Here is a 23,036-nt window from a genome sequence, read left to right as displayed (position 1 = left end):
AATCATTAAAATCACACGACTGGAACCGTATCTGGAAAGGGTGTCCCAGTCGTGTGTCATGTATTAGAACTGATAGGCAAATCATCTTGATATAGATATATTAGGAGTTTATAAAATTCAAGTAATTCAGTAAACGCTTTATCACGACGGCGGCTTGTGCGCGGTCTACCCAAACCTTGGCTGCAAACTGATCATCAGCCAAGCCCTGTACAAGCCCCGCAGCCAACGCTTCATTAACGCTATCCGCTGCCCAATTACTAATAGAAGACGAGTCATGGAACTGTCCCAGGACATCATGTGCCGCTGCCGCGTTTTGACCTGCGATTGCTGCAGCGCGAACAATCAGAACCGCCATTTGCTCACGTGTAATCAAAGCGTCCGGCCGGAAGGTCCCGTCCGAAAATCCGGTAATTAAACCCGATTCACCGGCAGCCCCAATCGCCTCCGCGTACCACTTTGTTACCGGAACATCAGAGAATTTGACTGCTCTCGATGGAGTGGTGAAACCCAGCGCTCTGGTTATTAGCATTGTAAATTCAGCCCGCGTAATTAACCGGTTCGGGGCAAAGTGATGGTCATCGGTTCCATGAACAAGCAATTTATTCGCCATGAATTCGATATCCTTCTTGGCCCAGTGGCTGCCGAGATCGTCAAACGTTCGGTTAAACTGACCTATGGTATAAATACCGCTGCCGTTCCGCTTGATCGTTACAACCGTTTTGCCATCTGGTGATGTATTGAATACAGCTGGAATAAACGACAGCTCTCCTGTGGCCGGATCGACCCTTACGGCTGTTAATCCGTTGCCCGCTACCTGGGGAATTGTAATTGTGTGGGATACATACCTGCTGCCAAAATGGTTGATTTGGACGGAGCTTGCGTCCGAAATTGCAAAGACGCTGAATTCATACATGTCACTGTCTAACCGGGCGCCTGGGCCCTTTGCCTGTATGCGGATTTCCCTGGCTTGACTGTTGGTGAGCTTCCTCAGGTTGACCAAAATATGAATTTTATCAGCCTCCGCCCCCAACCGGCCGGAAATTGCGTCAACATCGGCGAGCGTAACCGGGAGACTGTATGACCCCGTATCCGATTGAATTACAATTCTTGCTTTTGGAGTGATGGCAGCTGCTTGTGCTAGAGCCGACGCCGGGAAGCTGAACTCTGTAACTTCACTGCCGGCAGCATTAATCACAAACAACTGCGATTCAGCAGGATAGCCAATCTGTTTCTTCAGCGCGGCAATCAGTTCTGCCCCATCCACCTCGATACGCTGCGGTCCAAAACTATGCGTAATCCCGCTGTTCCCTTTGCTTCCGGAACTGCTGGCTTCGGACACGGTTTCAGCAGACGGCATAAGACGCGTTAACTTAATATAATCAATATCTGTTCCGCCTTCGGCGCTGATGATATCAACCGTATTCTCTCCTTTTTGCAGAATGTAAGGTCCGGTTACCGTATCTGTCCACTCGGCTGTATCTGCAAACGTATATTCAACCGCAGCAGCGCCATTTACCGAAATGCTATTCTTTGTCTGCACATTGTCCGTCTTATAACGAATCAGCAGTGAGTAAGTACCTGGTGACGCATTGGCTTTAATCCGCAGCCTTCCCCCTTGAGCATCCATCCCTGTAACATAACCGCTTCCCGAGTATACACCCTGCTCATCACTTATCACTAATCCTGTGAGTTCTCCTTTCTCTGCCTCATACTTTAGTGAGGAGTACAGGTCAGCCGGAAGTTCATCAAGAGTGAGGACATAGTCGTGCTTATAGATTCTCTGCAAATGTTCAGCAGAGTTGGTAGTTCCATCCTTGATAAAGTTACCGGTCCAGGTGGTGAAGAAGCTCCAGTCGGCGCCATAAGCCTGCAGCATTTCCGGATCAGGGATAGGCCCGTTTTCCGCCAGTCCGATTACCTTTTTGCCGTTCACCAGGGATACCAGCTTCTCATACTTTGCGATGCTGGGGTTATAGTCACCTGCAGGATTGTAAATATCGGCACTGGCGATATCTACCACATCATCTCCCGGATACCATTCCGGATTCTCGGAGTTCCATACCCAAACCAGGTTGTTTAGGCGGTGATAGTTGGTCAAACGGTCAACCATCAGTCTCCATAATCGCTTCGCCGGCTCAGGCCCTTTAGCTCCCCACCAGAACCAACCGCCTTCCGCCTCATGAAGCGGCCGCCATAACACCGGAACACCTGCATTCTGCAGGCGTTTTAACTGAGCTGCGATTTCATCGATATCCCGGATGAGCAAATGATAATCCTCCGAATCCGGATGGTCGAGCGCATATTCCACATCAAAGGTTGTAAACTCCGTGTAGAAGCCTCTCCACCATTCGTAACCTGGCTCCTCTCCTCCAATCCCCTTTGGCGCATTCCAGTGCCAGCACAGGGACACAATACCGCCCCGGTTGTACCAGGCGATCATTTTCTCGATTTCAGTTGACGAGGCGCCGTTCTCAACACGCGAGGGGGAATAGTCCATCAAGTCGGTGGCGAGTATTGCCGGGTATTTTCCAGTCTCCTGACCGATCCACTCTGCGTCCTCAGACGTTTGCTGCCCCGAGATAATCTTTTGGCCATACTGGCTATCCATAAAGTTCATGAGTGCCCGTGCTTCGGACGTTGCATCCGGATTAATTAATGTGCTTGCCACCTCTCGTTGCTCCGGCTTGGCGGCAGCTGTCAATTTGACGTAATCGATATTGTACCAGCCCCAGTTAGCCTGAAACACGATGGTATTATCGCCCTGATTCATCCAGGCTTTCCCGGCAGGGATTTCAATAAAGCCGGTGGTCTCCGGCAGTGTAATCTCCGAAGTATGCCCGTTCAAGACTATACTGGTCTTCTTCTCCCCGTTTGGTGCACTGTAACCTACAAAAATGTCATATGTCCCTGCCAAAGGAGTTTTGTAAGTCAAAGCAAGCGATCCCGACTGCTGAAAGGTCACGTATCCTTCACCTGAGTATCCTTCCTCTGAGGCACCTATCGAGACACCGCCGCTCATCACGCCGTCCTCTGCCTCAAGCAGGCTTCCAGCCGGCTGGTCTTTGGCCGGTTCCAGCTTGATATGCTCGATTCCATAGTAGCCCCAGCCCCGTGTAACCTTAATCGAATTTTTGCCAGCGTTCAACAGCACTTTGCTCACCATTTTTTCAGCCCGTACGGTACCTGCAGCAGGTGCATCCAACATTAGCTCCCCGGTGCCTATGCCATTAACTTGTATACCGGTTGCCTTTCCGCCATAACCTTCAGGAATATAGTAGCCTATACTCATCTTGTACAATCCGGCCTCTGCGGCATCCACCGTAAAGGTTGCATTTCCGGCTTCATCCGGAAAGGAAGCATCTTCCGCGAAAAAGAAAGAGAGATAGCCCTCGCCATCGTAGAGCCGATCCTTATCCTCATAGACAGGACCCCGTTTCTCGATGCCATACCCATTTAATACTGCCTCTGCATAAGTGACCTTTATGACGCTCATTTGATCAGTATCCGTCCGCCGATCTCCCATCATCCCTCCCTGGGAATTATAAACAATGTCTGAGATGCCTGTGAAAGCAGCAGCCTTTGCGCCGTTCGCTCCAACATTTGATAACATAGAAAACAACATAATTAAACACAGCGAGCCTAATAGACTTCTTTTGGTTTTCAACCGCATCTACTTACCTCCTAGCAAATCTTGATAGCAGTACGGTGTTTATCACAAGATAGAGCGCTTACATAACCATCGTAAATTCTCTCTCACACGTTTGTGTCTAATTATTTATTTCATTAAAAATGGGCCCGTTTCCGTTCTAAATAAAGTTGGAAACGAGCCCGCTGGAGCAAACAACCTACTTAGTGGACCACAGCTCAATACGGTTTTGGATATGCTCGGTATAAGCTTCTTCCATTTCCTTAACTCCGGCCTTATCCAGGTCTGCCATATAGGCGTCCCAAATTGCATCAAATTCCTCCGGCTTGGACATCACTGCTTCAGGTATCCGCTTCCAGGTAATATCCTTCATTTTAGCCCCCAGGATCACAGCAGGATCGTCACTGGCGAGTGACATCGTGTAGGCTGCACCGTAAGCTCTTGGTTCAAATTCCTCTTCTGCAGGAAAAAGATCTTTCCAATGTTCCGCACCGTAAGCCTTCAGGGTTTCCTTCTCCGGTTCACTGTAACTCGCTGTCAACTGCTCAGGATAACTGCGTGTGAAATAGTTCCCGGTTGAATCTTTAATCCCGTCCCCATAGTGGACCATCATATTCCAGTAAAGTCCAACACCCGCTTCTTTTTGGAAAGCCGCGTTGTCATTGTCCATGCGTTCCTGTACAGCTGGTATAACTACCCGTTTGCCGCCTTCAACCGTATAGTGTTTTCCTTCAATTCCCCAGTTGTTCAGAATTTGCCCCTCTTCCGATGCAAGGAAGTCGAGGAATTGAATGGCACGTACCGGGTCTTTACACTTGCTGGAGATCGAGATTCCGTACCCTCCGTCAAAGCCGGCCGGCCAGAAGCTGGTATCCTTGTATTCTTTACTCAGGGTAACCGGATAATGACCATAAGTCTGATCGACCTTTCCTGCAGCCTTCAGCGCATTCTGTGCGTCACCATAATCCCATTCCGGATCAGCCAAGCCGAGGACCCGGCCCGAAGCCACTTTAGCCTTGAACTGGTCGGTCTTTTGCACAAAGCTTTCCGGATCAAGCAGCCCGATGTTGTTCATGTGATTCAACCAGCGGAAATATTCTTTTTCCTCCGGACGGCGGAAATGATAAGTCGCCTGATGTGTTTCTTGATCAATGTAATATTCGCCGTCGTCAGGCCCTCCGGTTGTCTGGAATCCTGCATTAGTGACCTGGTACATATGCCAATCGTCCCCATTCAGCGAAAGCCCGACATTTTTATTGCCGTTTTCGTCCGTAGGATGCTTGGTGATATAATCCTGAATGACTTTTTCAAAATCCTTGACCGTCTTTATTTCCGGATAACCGGCCTCTTTAACGACACGGTGCTGAAGTTCAAATCCTCCGTCGGCTTTGAATTTCTTCTCATCAACGGCGGACCAGGTTGGAATGGAGTAAATCGATTGATCCTCCAGGCTGTATTTGGTCCGGACAAGCTTATCTCCTAACATTTTTTTGATATTCGGTGCGTGCTTGTCGATCAATTCCGTCAAGTCGATAACAGCTCCGGCGTCGACAAGCTTACCGACATCCGCCTTAGCGGCGATCAGATCCGGATAGTTGCCTGTCGCGGCAATCAAGGAGATTTTTTGCACCGGATCACCGACGGCAAACTCAGCATCCAGGGTCACTCCGGTTTTTTCCGTAATAATCTTTCCGACTTCATCCTTCATGTTATTCCAGTTTGTGCTGGAATCTTCCGAAAAATAAGTAAGCGTGACCGGTTTTAACTCTGTCCCGGATGAAGAATCTCCCGCATTGTTTCCCTTGCCGGCAGCAGGGCCGTTATTTCCGCTGCACCCCGCGAGTGTCGACGCTAAAGTCAGTGCCAATATGGAAGAAACAATCAACCGGTTTTTTTCTGGCTTCATGAAGCTAACCCCCTAGATTAATGAAATAGATAATAGCTTGTATGAGACAGGCTGTTCGCCTGGGCACACCATAGGCCGGGACACTCTAGCTCTTCACAGCGCCGAGCGTCATCCCTTTGACAAAGTATTTTTGCAAAAAAGGATAAACGATAAGAATCGGAACGGTGACCACAATCGTAATTGCCATTTTTACCGACTCCGGCGAAATCTGTGACATACGTTCTGCCATATTCGCAGCGTCTTGGGAATTGCTTGCGCTTGTTGTCGTACTTTGCAGAATTTTCATTAATTCATATTGCAGCGTGGTCAAAGATTCGTTCGACCCGTTAAAAAGATAAGTATCGAACCAGGAGTTCCATTGGCCTACTGCCAGGAAGAGAGCCACGGTGGCTAATGCGGGTTTGCAAAGAGGAAGAATAACGCGCCAGTATATCGTAAAATCGTTGGCGCCATCCAGCTTGGCTGATTCTTGTAATGCATAAGGAAGACCGTCTATAAAAGAACGGATCACGAAAACATTAAATGCACTTACAAGGCCTGGCAAAATGTAGACAGCAAACGTATCAATTAAATGCAGGTCCCTCATCAGAATAAAACCCGGAATCAATCCCCCGGTGACGTACATAGTGACAGCAAGAAAAATTGAAATAAATCTTCTCGCTTGAAAATCACTTCGCGCAAGCGTGTAAGCCAGCATAGAACCGCTGATTAAGCCTGCTATGGTACCAATGACGGTCCGCAAAAAGGAAATTTTGAACCCGGTAATCAGGCTTCCATAGGTAAAAATCAGACTATAGTTATCCAGCGTAAATTGCCTTGGCCAGACGGTGATTCCTCCTCTAACGGTATCTACTGAATCGTTCAGGGATATGGCCAGTACGTTTAAGAATGGATAGATCGTCAGAACGGTTACGACAGTCATTGAAAAATATACGATTACTTCAAGGATTCGATCTTGTGGCGCTTTTGCCTGAAGGGTCTGTTTTACCCGGCCGGCCGGCGCATTGCTTTTAACAACCCCCATGTCACCCTTCCTCCTTACATGATACTTTCATTTGTAAAGCGCTTAAAAATTCCGTTAGCCGCAAACAACAGCATCAGGCTTATCACCGAGTTGAAGATGTTGATTGCCGTTCCGAAGGAGTACCGTCCCATAGCCAGACCGTAATTAAGCGCATACAAATCAAGCACCTCAGAGTAATCGATGACCAGGTGATTCCCCAGCAAAAATTGTTTCTCAAAGCCCGTACCCAGCAGATGGCCAATGGACATAATCAAAAGGACGATCATTGTCGGCCGGATACCCGGCAGCGTAATATGCCATATTTGTCTCAATCTGCTCGCACCGTCCACACGTGCAGCTTCATATAATTCAGGACCAATGCCTGATATGGCAGCAAGGTATATAATCGCATTCCAGCCTGTTTCCTTCCAAATATCCGCACTGGTTACAATGCCCCAAAACAAGTGTCCTTGAGCCATAAACTGAATCGGCTGATCGATGAGATTCAGGCCAAGGAGTATATCATTCACTACTCCGCCGTCCGTCGAGAGCATTTTGGTGACAATCCCTGCAGCCACCACCCAGGATACAAAGTGTGGAAGATAAGATACGGTCTGGACGAACCTTTTCATAGCCTGTACGCGGACCTCATTTAGGAGCAGCGCAAAAACGACCGGTACGATGAAACCGGCGATCAGTCCCATAAAACTCATAGCCAGCGTGTTTCGCAGCACCTGGTAGAAGTGCTCATCCCCGAATAAGGTGCGAAAGTGATCAAAGCCTACCCATTTCTGTTCAAAAAAACCGACTCCAGGCTTATATTTCTGGAAGGCCATCGTCCAGCCCCACAAAGGCAGGTACTGGAAGACAAAGACCCAAAGAACGAACGGTATAGACATGTAGTAAAGATACTTCTGATTTTTTAACTCCTTCCAGGCACTCTTTTTTCTTTTTTTGTATGCGTTTTCCGCACTTGTTGTTATCGTTTTCATACTTCCTCCCCTCTCTCGCTTACCATCATAAATCAGAGGAGAGGCGGAACCCATCCCAAGGATTTCGGGAAAAATCATCTAATAATTATGGATTTTTATAATCGGACGGCGAACGGGCTTCATACTTTTTGAATTTGCTGAAAAAGTAATTTACGCTCGTGTAACCGACAAGCTCGGCCACTTCGTACACTTTCATCCCTTGGGCCAGCAGCTCTTTAGCTTTTTGGATACGTACCTTATCCAGGTAAGTGTTGAAGTACTCTCCTGTCTTATTTTTGAACAGCTGACCTAAATAAGGGGTACTATAGCTCAGCAGGCCAGCCAATGTTGAGAGCCTTAAGTCTTCCGCATAATGTCTATGAATAAAATCGATCATTTTCTTAATTTCCTGCTCCTTGCCCTTTGGCCCGGAGTCCTCCGCAAATTCCAACAGGAAACGGTGAGTCTCTCCCAAAAGATCCGATAGATAATCATGCTGGTAAATCCCGTTCAAGAAACGCGAAACTGTCTCCGTTTCTTTCAGATCAATACGGGATGCGGCGGCGAGTTTATGAATGATAGCATTAGAAAGAAAAAAGAAGGATTGTTTGACGGACTTCTCATCTTGTCCGGATTTGAAAAATAATGCGGCGGCTTCATTCAGCAGCGGCAGGACCATAGCTTTGTTTCCTGCCTCCAGACTGTAATACAAGCGAAAGATTAGATCCTCCAGTGTGCCTTCATAACTGGCACCCGGCTGCCGTGGAGATTCCGGCGAAGGAATACAAGCAGGTTCCGGCTCCAACAGACGATCTTTACCGCTAAAAAAAGCTAATTTTGCCGCTTCCCGGGCTTTTAAATAAGAGCTGCAAATATGTTCCGGTCCGGCAACGGCGCCCCCGGTTGCGGCAATAAATCGGATATCGCCTGCAATGTTCCGGATCCCGCCGTACAGATGTTCACGCCGCTGCGGTCCACGCAGCGGCGCGTTGAGCAGAAGAATAACATAAGGGGAGATTATGGTGACAGCCCCCATATTCCGTTTCTCTATCGCCTGTTTCAGTCCGGCCGATAGTTGATTTAATGTTTCCGGAAGATCGGCGTCGGAAACACGCGGAAAAATAACAATGACTTCGTAACTGCCCCACAGCAAATCCATTTTCTCGATCCTGCCTCTAAGCCTTGACGGGTCCTCCGTCTTCTCCTGTGGAACAAGCAGGCTGTGCAGGTACAAATCCCGGTTGATCCCCTCTGGCTGGCCCGTTCCCCCCCGAAGACGCTCTTCTTCAATCCGCTCGCGCACCAGCTTCAGGCTGGCCGACATCTCACTGATATTCACTGGTTTAAGCAGATATCCGGCAACCCCATACTTAATCGCTTGTTTGGCATATTCGAAATCCGCATATCCGCTGAGAATAATGCAATGCAAAGGTTGCCGGGCCGATCTCAAATGCTGAATCAGTTGCAGGCCGTCCATAACGGGCATGCGGATATCTGCAATTACGACTTCGGGGGTTTTTTCCTCGATGGCTTTTAATGCTTCTTTACCATTGCTTGCTGCAGCTACAACTGTAAAACCAAGACTTTCCCACGGAATCAGCGTTTGAAGTCCTTGCCGAAGCTTTGGTTCATCGTCCACGATAACTACCTTAATCATTGGTTGCACCTCCTGGAATGAAAAACGTGATGTAAGTACCTTTTCCGGGTTCGCTTCCGATACTCAAAGCACTGGATGTTCCGTACAGCATGACCAGCCGATCGTTTACATTTCTCATACCGATCCGCTGGCTTTCCTGTTCATGTACGGATACGGCAAGTTCCGCTCGAATACTGGCAAGCCGCTCCGCCGGGAACCCTGCCCCGTTGTCACATACCTTGACCTGAACTCCCTGCGGGATTCTCTTCACTTCAATTTTAATGACAGCTCCTTCTTCGCGGTTATCAAGACCATGAACGATGGAATTTTCCACTAATGGCTGAATAATAAACGGAGGGACAGGATGCTCCTCCAGACCCGGATCAACCGTCAAACGATATTCCAGACGGTCTTCATACCGGAACTTTTGCATTTCAAGATAACAGCGTACACGCTCAAGTTCTTCTCGCAATGGAATGTTGCCGTTACCGGCCTCCAGACTGCTGCGCAATAACGTGCTCAGAAGCCAAACTGCCTCCGCGATATCGTCTTGCCTGCGAATGTGGGCCTCCATGCGGATGGATTCCAAAGAGTTAAAGAGAAAGTGCGGATTAATCTGGCTCGCCAGCATTTTGAACTTGATTTCGTTTTGTCTTTGCTCTACAAGATTTTTCTGATGATTCGTTTCCTGGACTTCCTGGACCAAATCGTGCACGCTTCTGAGAAGCGCATTAAATTGCTTGGACAACAAACCTACTTCATCTTTACCGTCTATTTGGAGATACGTTTCCCAAGCTCCCGATCCCACTTTAGACATATGCTTGCTCAGACGAAGAAGCCTGCTGGATAATAGCGAAGCGGAAGCATAGATAAGCAAAACTGCAAAGATCAGGCTAACCGTTATTACAACTGCGCCGAGCCGGATCACTTGGTTGGCATCACGCGTAATCTCGGAAACAGAGAAAATGGAAATGATCCGAAGGCCATTCCAGCTATTCTCCGGATTCAGATTGGCGATAATGACTTTGGACGCTTTTCCGTTAACGACAGTGTCATAACTTCCTTCCTGACGGGAAAGTATCTTTTCATCTCCATCAATTTCGGATAGATTCTTCCCGAAAAATTCCGCTTCATTGGATCCGACCACTCGATTCCGGTCATCCACGATCAACGTAGTGAACGACTCCTGGTCCAAGATCGATCTTAGCTGCTGTTTATCTACATTAATGGCCAGAACTCCTTTCTCCCCTAAGGAGTCCACAGGAAATGAACGTATCAGACTTAACTGCTGGGAACCGTTCCGTTCATCCTTGATAAGATTCCATCCGGCAAGCCCTTTCTGCTCTATGGCCTCTTTATACCAGGCCTCGGCCATAATGGTATTGTCCGGCTGGATAAATTCCCAGTTATTAAGTGCTCCTGAATTAACGACATATACGCGAATGCTCGATATTTCCTTGTACAATTGGATGTAGTCGCGAATATCCGTATACTCCCGGTATGCCTGGATGACTTCGGCATAACTTTCATATTTTTGGGCAGCCACCATCTTCATTCGGTTATCAATGGTTAGCCGGTAGGAAATGTTAAGCGGCACCTTAATCAGTTCTTCCGTACGCTTCCGTACGCGCTCGACATTGTTAGCTAACTGTATAAAGGCGTCATTAATGACAATCTCCCGAAGCTTCCCGGTCAGAAACAAGCCGGATAACAGCAAAGGCAGAACAGCTGCAGAAATGAACGTTATCGCCAGTTTCTTTTTCATTTTCATGTCATTCATCATACGGATAAAAAACATGGATCATCCTCCCGGGCCTGTTTGGCCGCTGCTCGCAAAATGCCCCTATTCCACAGAAAGGGGCAAAGATTTGTTGAAGATATTTTCCTCTTTCGGGCGTTGACGATCCTTTACATCAAACAGTGACGGGCTTTACTGCCCGGACCCTGAACCATCCGCTTTCATAATCCTTTTGTTCATAGGCCAGGGGCAGACCCAACTGCATCAGTCTGTCTCCCCCATGGATAAGCTGTTCTCCGCTGTATCCCGAATGGATCTCGTATTCGAGTTCCGGATCAAGTCCGGCCAGACGCAAAAATCTCTGAGGCGCATTTGGTACAGCCATCACTTGGAAATAGTAGACAAGCGCTTCCTCTTTGTCTTCGGAGACAAACATCCAAGCCGACTCATTTCCTTCGAATGGGCTCTGCAAACGGAATAGATCTCCCCGCTGTACTAATCCGCGAACCTCCTTGTAGGTTAGGATTTGGCGTTTGACCCTCTCCTTGTCCTCTTCAGTAAATTTCGTCAGATCAAGCTCATAACCAAAGTTTCCGGACATAGCGACATCGCCCCGGAAATCAAGCGGGGTTATCCTTCCCACTTGATGGTTTGGCACAGCCGACACATGTGCTCCGATTGCGCTTACGGGATAAACAAGACTGGTGCCGTATTGAATCTTAAGCCGTTCCACTGCGTCGGTATTATCACTGGTCCAGGTCTGCGGCATGTAGTAGAGCATACCAGGATCAAACCGGCCTCCTCCGCTGGAGCAGCTTTCGAACAGAATGTGCGGAAATGCGGTGGTGATACGCTCTAACAGCTCATACAATCCAAGAACATAACGATGTGCGGTCTCGGATTGACGTTCCGGCGGCAGATCAGCCGAGCCTATTTCCGTCAGGCACCGGTTCATATCCCATTTCACATACGAGACTGGCACACTGGAAAAAATGGCAGAAAGCGAGTCATAGATAAAATCACGCACTTCTTGGCGGGTGTAATCCAGCACCAGCTGCCATCTAGCTTCGGTACGTCTCCGCTCTGGAACATGCAGGCACCAGTCCGGGTGCTTCCGGTACAACTCGCTGTCCGGCGAGATCATCTCGGGCTCAACCCATAGTCCGAATTTAAGGCCCAGCCGGTTGATGCGTTCCGCAACATCCTTAAGGCCGCCGGGAAGCTTCCGCCGGTCCTCAACCCAATCGCCGAGAGACGAATTGTCAGAATCCCGTTTCCCGAACCAACCGTCATCCAATACAAAAAGCTCGATCCCCAGCTTGGCTCCCTCTTCTGCTATGGATACCAGCTTATCTGCATTGAAATCAAAGTAGGTAGCCTCCCAGTTATTGACCAATATCGGCCGTTCTTCATCCCGGTATTTCCCCCGGCAAAGCCGGGTCCGGTACAAACGGTGATATGTCCGGGACATGTCCCCCAGTCCTTGTCCAGAGTAAACCATCACGGTTTCCGGTGTCTGGAAACTCTCCCCCGGACTCAGCAGCCATGCAAAATCAAAGGAATTTATACCGATGCTAAACCGCGTAGAGCCGAACGAATCCACTTCCGCAGCGGCTTCGAAGCCGCCGCTGTAGACAAGGCTAAAGCCAAAAGCCTCCCCTTGGCTTTCCGTCGTCTCCGGAGTAACCAAAGCTGCAAAAGGGTTGAGCTGATGGCTGCTCATGCCCCTTTTACTATCGATTCGGGTCTCACCCTGATGAAGCGGTGTGCGGGTAATATTACCTTCCCGCGCCCAGGCACCTGAAAGGTACGTGAGCTCAAAATCGCGTTTGCCCGGAAAATCGACACTGGTACTCAGAGCACGGCGAAGCCGTAACTTTTTTTCTCCCTGATTGCCCAGGCGGGCCGAGCGAACGATGGCGTTCCGATCCGCGAAAATGCTGTAACTCAGCACAACTTGCAGATCAGAATAGGCATCCGTTAATTCTAATTCCAGCGTATCCGCTTCGGTTTCATCCCCGGTATACACGGCTGGAAGCCCGGTTAAGGATGGCTTTCCCTTAATAAGCCGGTAACCCTTATATTTCAGCTCAGTGATACGTGTTCCATCCTCCAGTTCAACCTGGTACGCGGGATTCCGGAAGTCTCCGCTCCCGTATTGCGGGTATTCCTGCGGCAGCCGATCCAGACCGGCATTTTTCGGGGTGTGAATCAGCAGATCTGTCATGGGTTCCCGGTGTTTCAGTCTGCTCCCCCAATAGACATGTACGGGGTACCCGTCTACGATCTGAAAGATATAGCTCATGCCGGACGACTGCAGATGAAACAGCCCTGCCTGCTCTTGTACGATTATGCCCATTGCAAAATATCCCTTCCTTCTAGTTCATACTGTTCAGAATTTGCTGCGTTCAAACACAATAACATGGTTTAATACTTGATAAGTTCATACAGTATTGTAGTCAGTACTATAAAAATAATATATAAATTAAGATGAAGAGTACATGGCATGGCACTTAGCAAATATGGTATAATGCTGGATATTTTACATGAAGGAGACTTGCTGTGATTGAGTATTTACCACGTAGCAAACAGCACACGGAATTGCACCTCACCCAATTCGGCATTGAGGAATGTATACCGGGTCACTTTTTTGGGCCGGCTGTGAGAAATCACTATTTACTCCATTATGTTTTGAGCGGGGAAGGACTTTTTGAAGTCGGTGGTAACAGGTACCGGTTGCGGAAGGGGCAGGGGTTTTTAATTTTTCCCGATGTTATCACTTATTATCAAGCCGATACAGCTGATCCCTGGTCATATTGCTGGGTTGGTTTTAACGGGACAGCGGCGGAATTGCTCCTTAAGCAAGCGGGTCTAACCAATACCTCCCCAATCTTCCACTATGGCAGAGATGATATGATTTACCAGTGCTTGCAGTTGATGAATGAATCAAGAGGATTCCATAAAGCCCGGGAAACCAGACTGACGGGATTGCTGTATTTATTGTTATCGCTGCTCGTCGAGTTCGGTCCGGTGACGTCCCCTGAACTCAAAGAAACCCGGACGGAGATTTACGTTGAAAAGGTACGGGATTTTATCGAAATGAATTATCCTCAGAAAATTACCATTGAGGATATTGCGCAGTTTATCGGACTCAATCGAAGCTATTTGTGCTCGTTATTCAAACAGCGAATGCAGATCAGCATTCAGGATTATTTGATTCGTTATAGAATCAATAAAGCATGTGAAATGATGGGGAACGCGGAGCTTTCGATAGCTGACATTTCCCGGTCCGTAGGCTATAACGATGCTTTACTTTTCTCCAAAATGTTCAAAAAAGTAAAGGGCTCCGCCCCTAAGAATTACCGGGCACAGATCCAGGCCCATTTCCAGAACGACTCCGAGGAGTCCATTCTGCAAATTGAAGAAGAGCATCTGTTTTATAGCGGATTTTTGCCATGAACAGCTATCTGTATGTAATGGAACACGCAGGTTAAATAAACCTTGCGGGTTCTTCTTTTTTGTGCGGGAAAAACATTAAAGTAACCATGCTAAACTTTACTATTTTTAATGCCTGAGTCAAATATTTTTTTGAATCTAATCTATGAAAAAGCTTCCGCTTTTGAATAAAATGCTATATTATATTGTTCAAATGTATATTAAAAAATATTTATGTATATTAATTCGTTACATGTGATGTGAATCTGAGATATTCATCGTAGCATTGCGCGCGGATTTATTGGAGGGATGCATAAACTTACAGACACTGGAGCAGTCCGTTTTACTAGGAAATCTATTCATAGAGAGAACTACTGGGAGGTAAATGATGTCTAAGAAATTATTATCCTTATTAATCGCGTTAACCCTGACGCTGTCCGGAATCCTTCCGGCAGCCTATGCCGGTGAAGTTGCAGCTGAGGCACAGCCACAAGTTCAGACCGCCCCTGCATCTGCGGCTTCCGGCGCTTCGTCTACGGTTACGGCAGAAGTCTATCAACCAGCTGCACCTACAGTATCTACAGAAGTCTACCAAGCCTCGATGACCGAGGCCAGAACACTGCCCATTACGCTGGCCCTTCCTGAAGGGGTAACAGCAGACCAGCTTACCTGGAGCTTTGGCAGAACAGCGGAAGAGATGAAGCCGCTGGCACTGTGGAAAAAATGGAACAACGCTTCCAGTGTTAGAGCGTATACGGGAGATCCCTTCGTAAAAGTAAGCTATGCACCTGCTTCACCTTCTACGGTAACGGCTCTGGTATACTTCGATATGCCTTTCGGCGTCAATCTGTCGATTAGCGGCATCCGCGCCGAATATGTGAAGCTTGCAGGCGTATACAAGCTGACGGCAACCGCTCCTGACGGTCATGTGCTGGTACAGCAGCAAGTGAAGCTGAACCCTTATGATACCTATCATACATATGATGAGATCAAACCGGCGATTGATAGAATTACCGCCGGCAGCAACAATAAATACGGCCGTTATGTCGAATATCAGCAGATCGGAACGTCCACGCAAGGACGGGCGATCCACTTCTCCATCGTAGCCAAGGACAAAGCGTCCGTAGACCAATATTTGAACGAAACGCTGCCGCTGATGAACAATGACCCTGCTGCATTGCAGGAGATGATCAAAACCGGCCAGCTGCAAAATTATAAAGTGCCGGTCTGGCTGAACAACATCCATGCGGATGAAGCCAATGGTGTAGATGTAATTATTAAGTTTTTGGATACACTGATGACCCAGAAAATCGTGAACTATAAAACGACTGATGCCAAAGGCAATGTTGTTCCGGTTGCACTGGATATCGACAAGGCGCTGGACAACGTGATTTTCCTGCTTGATTATGTGGAGAATCCGGATGGCCGTGCGCTCAACACGCGTGCAACTTCGACGCTGCTTGACCCGAACCGCGACAACTCCTACCAGACACAACCGGAGACTCAGGCAGTTACAGCGCAAATTGCCAAATGGACACCGCTGAGCTTCCTGGATATGCACGGCTTCGTGAGCGGGTTCCTGATTGAGCCTTGTACACCGCCGCATGATCCGAACCTCGAATACGATCTGGTTATGGACAATATGCTTGAACAGGCCACAGCAATGGGGAATGCCGGAATCGCTAATACTAAATACAATGCGTATCACATTCCTTATCTGGAAGCCGAGAAACTGAAGAATGATCCGGATTATGCCAATCCTTACGGCAATGCTACCGGATGGGACGATGCTTCGCCGGCATACACCGCAGTCTATGCGATGCATCAAGGGGCGCTTGGACACACCATTGAGGTGCCGGAGCTGAACGAGGATTCCCTGGATGCTTTCTACTATGCAGCACTGGCTGCTACCCATTATGTGCAGGATAACAAAGAGAAGCTGTTCCTGAACCAGCTGGAAATCTTCAAACGCGGCATGAACAATGAAGACCACAAAGAGGTTGACAAGTATTTGGTAAATGCCAAATATGAATCCATCGGCCGTGAGCGTGCAACGGAAACAACGAACTTTTTCCCTGAATATTATGTGCTTCCAGTAGCCAGGGATCTGCAAAAGAACGAACTGGAAACGTACAAAATGGTGCAATACCTGCTTCGTAACGGAGTGAGGGTAGAGCAGACTACTACGCCAGTAACCGTAGATGGAGTCACTTATCCGCCAGGGACCTATGTAGTGAACATGCACCAGGCCAAACGCGGCTACGCCAACCTGGTTCTGTACGACGGGCTGGACGTATCCGACTTCAATGAAATGTATTCCGACACTGTACAAAATTTTGCCGACATGCGCGGATTCGACCGGTACATCAGCCGTACAGCCGGCGCATTTACCGGGAAGACGCAGCAGGTCAGCAGCATCGTCATTCCAACGACAGATCTGAATCAATACCGTTTTGAGCAAAATTACGTCATCCGCAACAGCAACAACGATGCAATCAAAGCGGTTAACGAATTGCTTGCGGACAAAAAAGCGGTAACCCTGCTCGCGAACGGCGGACCCGGCTATGAAAAAGGCAGCTTCCTGGTCTCCAGATCGAACCTGAAAACTGTAGCGTCCAAATATCTTTTGGACCTTGTGCCGTTCAGCGCATCAGCGGACAAAACAGGCAAGCTGCTCAAGCCGGCAAACGTAGGCATTGCCGGAGCACCTTCATTCATCCTGGCCGATCTTGGATTCAAGGTGACTACCGATACGGCTGCGGCTGATGTGCTGGTCAATGCAGGCACCAGCCTGATTGCCGGCGGTAAACCGTTCATCGGATATGGGCGTACGATGCTGAGCAGTATTAAAGCCCTGAAAATTTTGCCGGGCCTGGATTACTCCAATCCGGTCAATAAATCCAATACCCCCTCAGCACATGAGGGCTTGTTCAAAGCAACCGTCTCGCAGGACAGTGTAATTACGGCTCCTTATGGGGACAACGAATACCTGTATACCGTGTCCGCCGCTTATATTACAGCTGTGCCGGAAGGCGCTGAAGTGCTGGCGAAATACGGAACGGGCGAAGATTTCTTCAAGGCAGGCTGGTGGCCAAACAGCGATGCCGCAAAAGGCCAAGTCCTGGCCCTGAATTATCAAAAGGATAATGTCCATGTAACCTTGTTCGCAAACGATCTGCTGAACAAATATCATCCGCAGAACCAGTTCAGATTGCTGGCGAATGCGATTTATGCATCGTCTCCGGCAGCTACGGAAGCTGACGGCATGGATAACGGTGCACTTGAGCCTGAACCGGCTTCACCGTCGAATCCGGGTTCAGGTGCACCTGTTGCAACCGCAACGCCAGCGCCAACCGCAACACCGGCACCAACCGGAGCTCCTGCTTCACCGCAGCCAACCGCAACAGCTGCACCAGCTCCGGCGGTCCACTTCACGGATCTGGGCAGAGTAGCATGGGCAGCATCTGCTATCGAGGAATTGACGGCTAAAGGTATCCTTAACGGCGTTGGCGGCAATGCGTTCGCACCGCTCAAAGAAGTAACCCGTGCCGAATTCATTACTATGATTGTCCGTGCCTTTGACCTTCAGACAGCGAATGCTTCGGCAGCTTTCAGTGATGTTTCAGCAGCGGATTGGTCTTACAGCTATATTGCTGCCGGTGTCAGCAATGGCCTGATCCGCGGTGTAGGCAACGGGAAGTTCGAGCCCAAACGCTCCATCACGCGGGAAGAGATGGCGATCATCGCCGCGAACGCACTGACGAAGTTCAAAGGCAAATCGGTTACCCATGCCGATGCTGCACTTGCGCACTTCAAAGACAAATCGAGCATAGCCTCCTACGGTAAAAACGCGGTAGCGCTGCTTACCCAGGAAGGCGTTGTGAAAGGTATGACAGCTAGCACCTTTGTGCCAAAAGGTATTGCCAACCGCGCGCAAGCCGCTGTCATGATCAGCAACATCATCAACCTGCAATAATCCGAACGGATGACAGGCAGTGAACGTGAACAGGGATGCCCCCGCCGCAAAGGCTGAGGGGCATCCCTGTTTGCCGTAAAACCGGCTTCACCTTATCCATGTTTTCTTATATTAAAAATACGACACTTTTCGACATTTTAGTGCAATATGACTATTTATTGATAAATTATGATAATTATTGGAGGATATTCACTGCTTTCGACGAATTAATACCACAAGTTTATTATTTTCAAAAAATCCATTTATAGACTTTACTCATTCAGATGATCCTCTCTATACTGAAAGGAGTCGGTTATGAACTGGTACATTTTTTTTGTGAAGACAGGAGATGAACTTTGTGTAAAGGATTGGTTGAACAAAACTTTTGACAGAGAAACACTGTATTCTATCGTCCCAAAGAGAATAGTTCCCGAGAAAAAGAATGGAAAGCTTCTATACGTGGAAAAGAATTTGTTTCCAAGCTACATTTTCGTAAAGACAGTCATGGATTTCTCCACCTACTACTTAATCAAAAGGAATTCCAAAATTATTAAGATGCTAAACTATCTGAACAAAGAAGATTTAACCTGCCACAGAACAATTTCCGCACACAATAAACAGTCTGCTGTGCCTGCCACAGATACAGAGGAGCTTTACTTCAAGAAGATTCCCGAGGAAGAAATGTCGATTATTTTAAAGCTTTTGAATCAGGAGGAAGAGATTAATTTCTCCAAGGTCTACACCATCGAATCTAAGGTCTATGTGGAGTCCGGACCGTTAAAGGGACTGGAAGGCATTATCAAAAAAATTAATAAGCATACACGCAGGGCGAAAGTCCTGGTATCACTCATGGGTGATCAGCGTATCATCGAACTCGGTATTGAACTCATAGAACCTGTTGGCAGCAGAGAACTAATCCTGTAATCTTGTGATGAAGCAGATACTGCCTTTCTCTATGCGCTTAGGCGAATGCCGGAAGGCTACCCTTAAGGGAGGACTATCCTTGTTGCAAATCTATGCAGTCGCTATATCCCATTTCCCAAATACTCAGCTTATCCCCCTGCTCTCCTGTGTATCCAGAGAAAAAAGTGACAAGCTATCCAGGTTTCATCACCAGGAAGATCTGATTCGGGGGCTGGTTGGGGACCTGCTTGTCCGCAAAGTGATTTCAGAGACATTGGCTGTGCCGGTAAAAAGGATTGTTTTTGGGACGAATTCATACGGCAAGCCCTATTTGGCTATACCTGACAACAACAGCTTTCATTATAATGTATCGCATTCTGGAGACTGGGTGGTCTGTGCCATCGATGACAGTCCTGTCGGTATTGATATTGAAAGAATACAGCCCGTCCAACTTGAGATTTCGAGGCGTTTTTTTGCCCGGGAGGAAGTTGAATTTATTGAGCAGGCCCCCTCGGATGACCAAAAACAAGAACGTTTTTTTGCGGTTTGGACGGCAAAAGAAAGCTATATCAAGGCGATCGGCCAAGGGCTCTCCCATTCCTTGAACAATTTTTCTACCGTCCGGGAAGGAAGTGTCGAAGGATTGCGGGTATTTGACCATTGTGACTGGTATTTGAAGGCATACAGCCTTGATGACAGCTACGCTCTTGCTGTTTGCGGACAGAAACCCCAGGCTTGCGAGACGGTCAGGGTGATTTCGCCCGATGACATTATCGGGTACTTTCTGGATGATCACGGGCAGCAAAATGTCCATGTCCATTAGGGCTGCCGGACGTTATAACAGGCTCCGTCGAAGTTATGACGGAGCCTGTTCACTGTCATCTTTGCTCTTTTTTATAATCTTCCTGCAGTAATCCATAGATCTCCACATCAATGATTCCTTTACCGGACCATAACGTAGCCTGCCTTAATGTGCCTTCATACTTGAAGCCATTCTTCAATAATACGCGTTTGGAGGGTTCATTTGCCGGCATCACTTCGGCTTGAATCCTGTTCACTTCCACCTCCTGAAACAGAAAGCGGACAACCCGGCTGACTGCCTCTGAGGCAATTCCCTTTCCCCAATGCGCTTCCGCTAAAAAATAGCCGATGGTGATCATATCTACTTTTTGATTGAAGTCAAAAGCTTCTATGATCCCGGCTAGTGTATCCTTGTCGTTATTGGCAAAGATGCCCCACTTCACTCTCGATCTTTTAAGAAAGTCTCTTTCAAAGTGCCCAATCATGGTTGCTACGGTAGCTTTATTGTGTTTGGGTATAATACCGCAATACTCAAATACTGTATCGTTGTCATAGATGCCAAAAACCTCTTCAAGGTGGCTCTCTTCAATCTTTCGGAGTGTTAACCCCTCGGACACAAGCACTGGAAATTGGCTGAATAAATGCTGTGTATTCACTGCTGTTCCCCTTTCATGATGACGGAAGCACGCTCTGTCTCTTCAATAAATCTCCCAGACCTGTTCCTGGATTGCTGGTAATAAGCTGTACTATTTCTATAAAGCCGCTAACCATCTCATCGATAGTTTCTTCTGAAAACAACGATTCGAAATACGTTATTTCCAGCCCCAGGCTGTGACTCTCCTGCACTACGATGAAGTGAAGATCGAATTTGCCCGGCACATTGTCGTGCCCGAACGGAACCATGTCAGCACCGTCAATTTGTTCTGCTGCATCCATTTCGGCAAATTGAAACATTACATTGAATAATGGCTGCCCCTGGAGATTGCGGGAACCATTCAGTTTCTCCACCAGACTGTCAAGCGGATAATCCTGATTTTCATAGGCTTCAATCAGCTTTTCTTTCACCTGATGCAAATATTCCTGAAACGACAGATTGCGGCAGGCCAAGAAGCGGACCGCCAGCGTGTTGACGAACATTCCCACTATATTTTCCAAGCCCTCATGATGTCTTCCCGATGTAGGCATGCCTACAACGATATCCTCGCAATCTGACAGCTTAGACAGTAAAGCGGTGAATGCAGCCATCAGCACCATAAACAGTGTTGATTCTGTTGTTTGCGCCAGACGGTGCAATTCACAGGCGATTTTGTCATCCACGGCAAAATAGGCCGTCCGGGAAGGAGCTTCCCCTGCCCGGTGTTCTGTCCGGCGGTCAGTCCATGGAAGCGCGGGGACAGGCTCATGGAATACTCCAAGCCAGTACTCCTCCTGCCTGTTCCATTCCTCAGTGCCCGCCAGTTGACTCTGCCTAATCGCATATTCTTTATATTGGAGCTTCAGGACATCCGGTTCCCTGTTCTCATACAGCGCCGCCAGGTCCTTTAGCAGTATGCTTACAGACGCTCCGTCTGTTATGATGTGATGCATATCGATAATCAGTACGTTTTCTTCCCGGTCTGTAAGACGTATGAGTGCGGTCCGGAAAAGGGGCGGCTTATCGAGACGGAACGGTCTGACAAAGTCTTGGATCAGCAGTACCGTTTCTGTTTCGCTTAGCTCATATACCGGAAAAGCAAAAGACACGGCAGGGTGGATCTTTTGCCCCAGCATGCCGCTGCCCGCGTCCAGTTCGAAAGTGGTCCGTAAAGATTCATGCCGGTTGACAAGTTTCTTCAGGGCCCCGCCAAGCCGCCCGGCGTCAAGCGTACCCTTAATTCTGCGGATGACAGGAACGTTGTAAGCCGTGCTTCTCCCCGACAGCTTATCCGCCATAAACAATCTTTTTTGTGCCGGTGAAGCTGGATAATAACCACCCTGAGGACTCTTTGCCTGTTCAGGCAAGCGGTCCATTTTTGTGTTCCAGGCGGTACCCTTCCCAGAGGAAGAAGGGATCGATGGATCGTTCCCTTCATGAACCAGCCGCTTGCGCTCTGCTCCCGACAGCATATCAACCTCCGACAGCTGCCGGTCCAGATTACCCGCCATATGCTCCACGATATTCATATAATGCTGAAGGAACCGCTCCATCGTGTCTCTGCAGAACAGTTTCGTGCAGAACTCCAGGTTCAGTTGGAGGCTGCCGTCTTCTTTCTCCGCGGCTTCCAGCGTAAGATCGAATTTGGCAATGCCGTTATTGACCGGGTAAGCCGTCATCTGCACATTTTTGATATCCGGGGTATACCCTTCCATATTCTGCAGGACAAACATGGTGTCAAACAACGGATTCCGGGTGAAATCCCGGGGCAGCTGCAGCTGCTCAATCAATTGTTCAAACGAAAATTCCTGATGCTCATAGGCTTTCAGACAGCTGTCCTTCACTTCGGCCAGGAAGCTCCGCACGGTTTTGTCCTTGTGCGGGAAGCTCCGCAGCGCCACGGTGTTGACGAACATCCCTACTATGGGTTCAAGCTCCGCATGCCTTCTTCCTGCAAACGGCGATCCCACGATGAGGTCCTCTTGCCCCGTATATTTGTGCAGCAGCACATCATAGGCGGCAAGCAGCACGATAAACAACGTCGTGTCCGTTGCTTCCGCGAGCTTCTTCACCTCTCTGGTCCGCTCTGCATCCAGCCGGGCGCTTAGCTTATCCCCTTCGAAGCTCTGCACCACGGGCCGGGGGTAATCCGGCGGCAGATCCAGCACCGGCAGTTCACCTTGGAACAGCTCCAGCCAATAGCGTCCCTGCTCCCGCACCGTCCCGCTCTGCCCGGATTGCCAGCTGGCATAATCCTTGTACTGCATCCGCAGCGGCTCCAGGGCCGCACCTTCATAGAGCGCCGCGAACTCCTTCAGCACAATATCCTGGGACACGCCGTCGGTGATCAGGTGATGCATATCCAGCAGCAGGAGATGCTCCTCCCGGCCTGTCCGGACCACCTTGAC

The 23,036-nt window shown here is 48.5% G+C and carries 13 protein-coding genes and 1 pseudogene; 5 read left to right on the top strand and 9 right to left on the bottom strand.

The features are described from left to right. Positions 1 to 100: 100 nt before the first annotated feature. The 7 genes from BLQ82_RS22580 to BLQ82_RS22550 all read right to left on the bottom strand — a co-directional run bounded on the left by BLQ82_RS22580 (position 101) and on the right by BLQ82_RS22550 (position 13,259). On the bottom strand, positions 101 to 3,670 hold the full coding sequence (locus tag BLQ82_RS22580; RefSeq protein WP_074648516.1) for a glycosyl hydrolase: 3,570 nt from the start codon (positions 3,668 to 3,670) through the stop codon (positions 101 to 103). 175 nt (positions 3,671 to 3,845) lie between these two features. Continuing rightward, a complete protein-coding gene (locus BLQ82_RS22575; RefSeq protein WP_062525397.1) occupies positions 3,846 to 5,552 on the bottom strand; it encodes an ABC transporter substrate-binding protein in 1,707 nt (568 codons plus the stop codon). 85 nt (positions 5,553 to 5,637) lie between these two features. After that, the gene (locus BLQ82_RS22570; RefSeq protein ID WP_025705256.1) at positions 5,638 to 6,576 is read right to left on the bottom strand and encodes a carbohydrate ABC transporter permease; all 939 of its coding nucleotides are present in this window, start codon (positions 6,574 to 6,576) and stop codon (positions 5,638 to 5,640) included. 14 nt (positions 6,577 to 6,590) lie between these two features. Then, on the bottom strand, positions 6,591 to 7,547 hold the full coding sequence (locus BLQ82_RS22565) for an ABC transporter permease (protein WP_062525399.1): 957 nt from the start codon (positions 7,545 to 7,547) through the stop codon (positions 6,591 to 6,593). An 85-nt stretch (positions 7,548 to 7,632) separates the two neighbouring features. After that, positions 7,633 to 9,183: a response regulator transcription factor gene (locus tag BLQ82_RS22560; protein ID WP_062525402.1), complete on the bottom strand. Its 1,551-nt coding sequence runs from the start codon at positions 9,181 to 9,183 to the stop codon at positions 7,633 to 7,635. Beyond that, positions 9,176 to 10,960 carry a sensor histidine kinase gene (locus BLQ82_RS22555; RefSeq protein WP_062525404.1) on the bottom strand — a complete coding sequence of 595 codons (1,785 nt, stop codon included), beginning with the start codon at positions 10,958 to 10,960 and terminating at the stop codon, positions 9,176 to 9,178. The genes BLQ82_RS22560 and BLQ82_RS22555 overlap by 8 nt, the downstream gene beginning before the upstream one ends. 115 nt (positions 10,961 to 11,075) lie before the next feature. Further along, positions 11,076 to 13,259 carry an alpha-galactosidase gene (locus tag BLQ82_RS22550; protein ID WP_025705252.1) on the bottom strand — a complete coding sequence of 728 codons (2,184 nt, stop codon included), beginning with the start codon at positions 13,257 to 13,259 and terminating at the stop codon, positions 11,076 to 11,078. A gap of 203 nt (positions 13,260 to 13,462) precedes the next feature. On the opposite strand from BLQ82_RS22550, the pseudogene BLQ82_RS32985 reads away from it, so the two are divergent. The 5 genes and pseudogenes from BLQ82_RS32985 to BLQ82_RS22530 all read left to right on the top strand — a co-directional run. Then, a pseudogene (locus BLQ82_RS32985) lies at positions 13,463 to 13,828 on the top strand (AraC family ligand binding domain-containing protein); the annotation flags it as partial. 9 nt (positions 13,829 to 13,837) lie between these two features. Next, positions 13,838 to 14,359 (top strand): helix-turn-helix domain-containing protein, encoded by a 522-nt coding sequence (locus tag BLQ82_RS32775; protein ID WP_244280956.1) that lies wholly within the window; start codon positions 13,838 to 13,840, stop codon positions 14,357 to 14,359. Positions 14,360 to 14,723: 364 nt separating this feature from the next. Continuing rightward, positions 14,724 to 18,311 carry a M14 family metallopeptidase gene (locus BLQ82_RS22540; RefSeq protein ID WP_062525405.1) on the top strand — a complete coding sequence of 1,196 codons (3,588 nt, stop codon included), beginning with the start codon at positions 14,724 to 14,726 and terminating at the stop codon, positions 18,309 to 18,311. A 294-nt stretch (positions 18,312 to 18,605) separates the two neighbouring features. Continuing rightward, the gene (gene loaP, locus BLQ82_RS22535; protein WP_062525407.1) at positions 18,606 to 19,214 is read left to right on the top strand and encodes an antiterminator LoaP; all 609 of its coding nucleotides are present in this window, start codon (positions 18,606 to 18,608) and stop codon (positions 19,212 to 19,214) included. A gap of 79 nt (positions 19,215 to 19,293) precedes the next feature. Next, a complete protein-coding gene (locus BLQ82_RS22530) occupies positions 19,294 to 20,016 on the top strand; it encodes a 4'-phosphopantetheinyl transferase family protein (RefSeq protein ID WP_062525411.1) in 723 nt (240 codons plus the stop codon). Between the two features lie 55 nt (positions 20,017 to 20,071). Here the strand turns inward: BLQ82_RS22530 and BLQ82_RS22525 are convergent, their stop codons facing one another. Together BLQ82_RS22525 and BLQ82_RS22520 are read right to left on the bottom strand one after the other, a co-directional pair. Next, positions 20,072 to 20,650 carry a GNAT family N-acetyltransferase gene (locus BLQ82_RS22525; protein WP_062525412.1) on the bottom strand — a complete coding sequence of 193 codons (579 nt, stop codon included), beginning with the start codon at positions 20,648 to 20,650 and terminating at the stop codon, positions 20,072 to 20,074. Positions 20,651 to 20,663: 13 nt separating this feature from the next. Next, on the bottom strand, positions 20,664 to 23,036 hold a 2,373-nt coding region (locus BLQ82_RS22520; RefSeq protein ID WP_244280945.1), incomplete at its 5' end, for a condensation domain-containing protein.

The organism is Paenibacillus jilunlii (assembly GCF_900102965.1).
Lineage (GTDB): Bacteria > Bacillota > Bacilli > Paenibacillales > Paenibacillaceae > Paenibacillus_AQ > Paenibacillus_AQ jilunlii.
The sequence above is the reverse complement of the archived record's forward strand: the minus strand, read 5'-3'. Positions and strand labels throughout refer to the sequence as shown.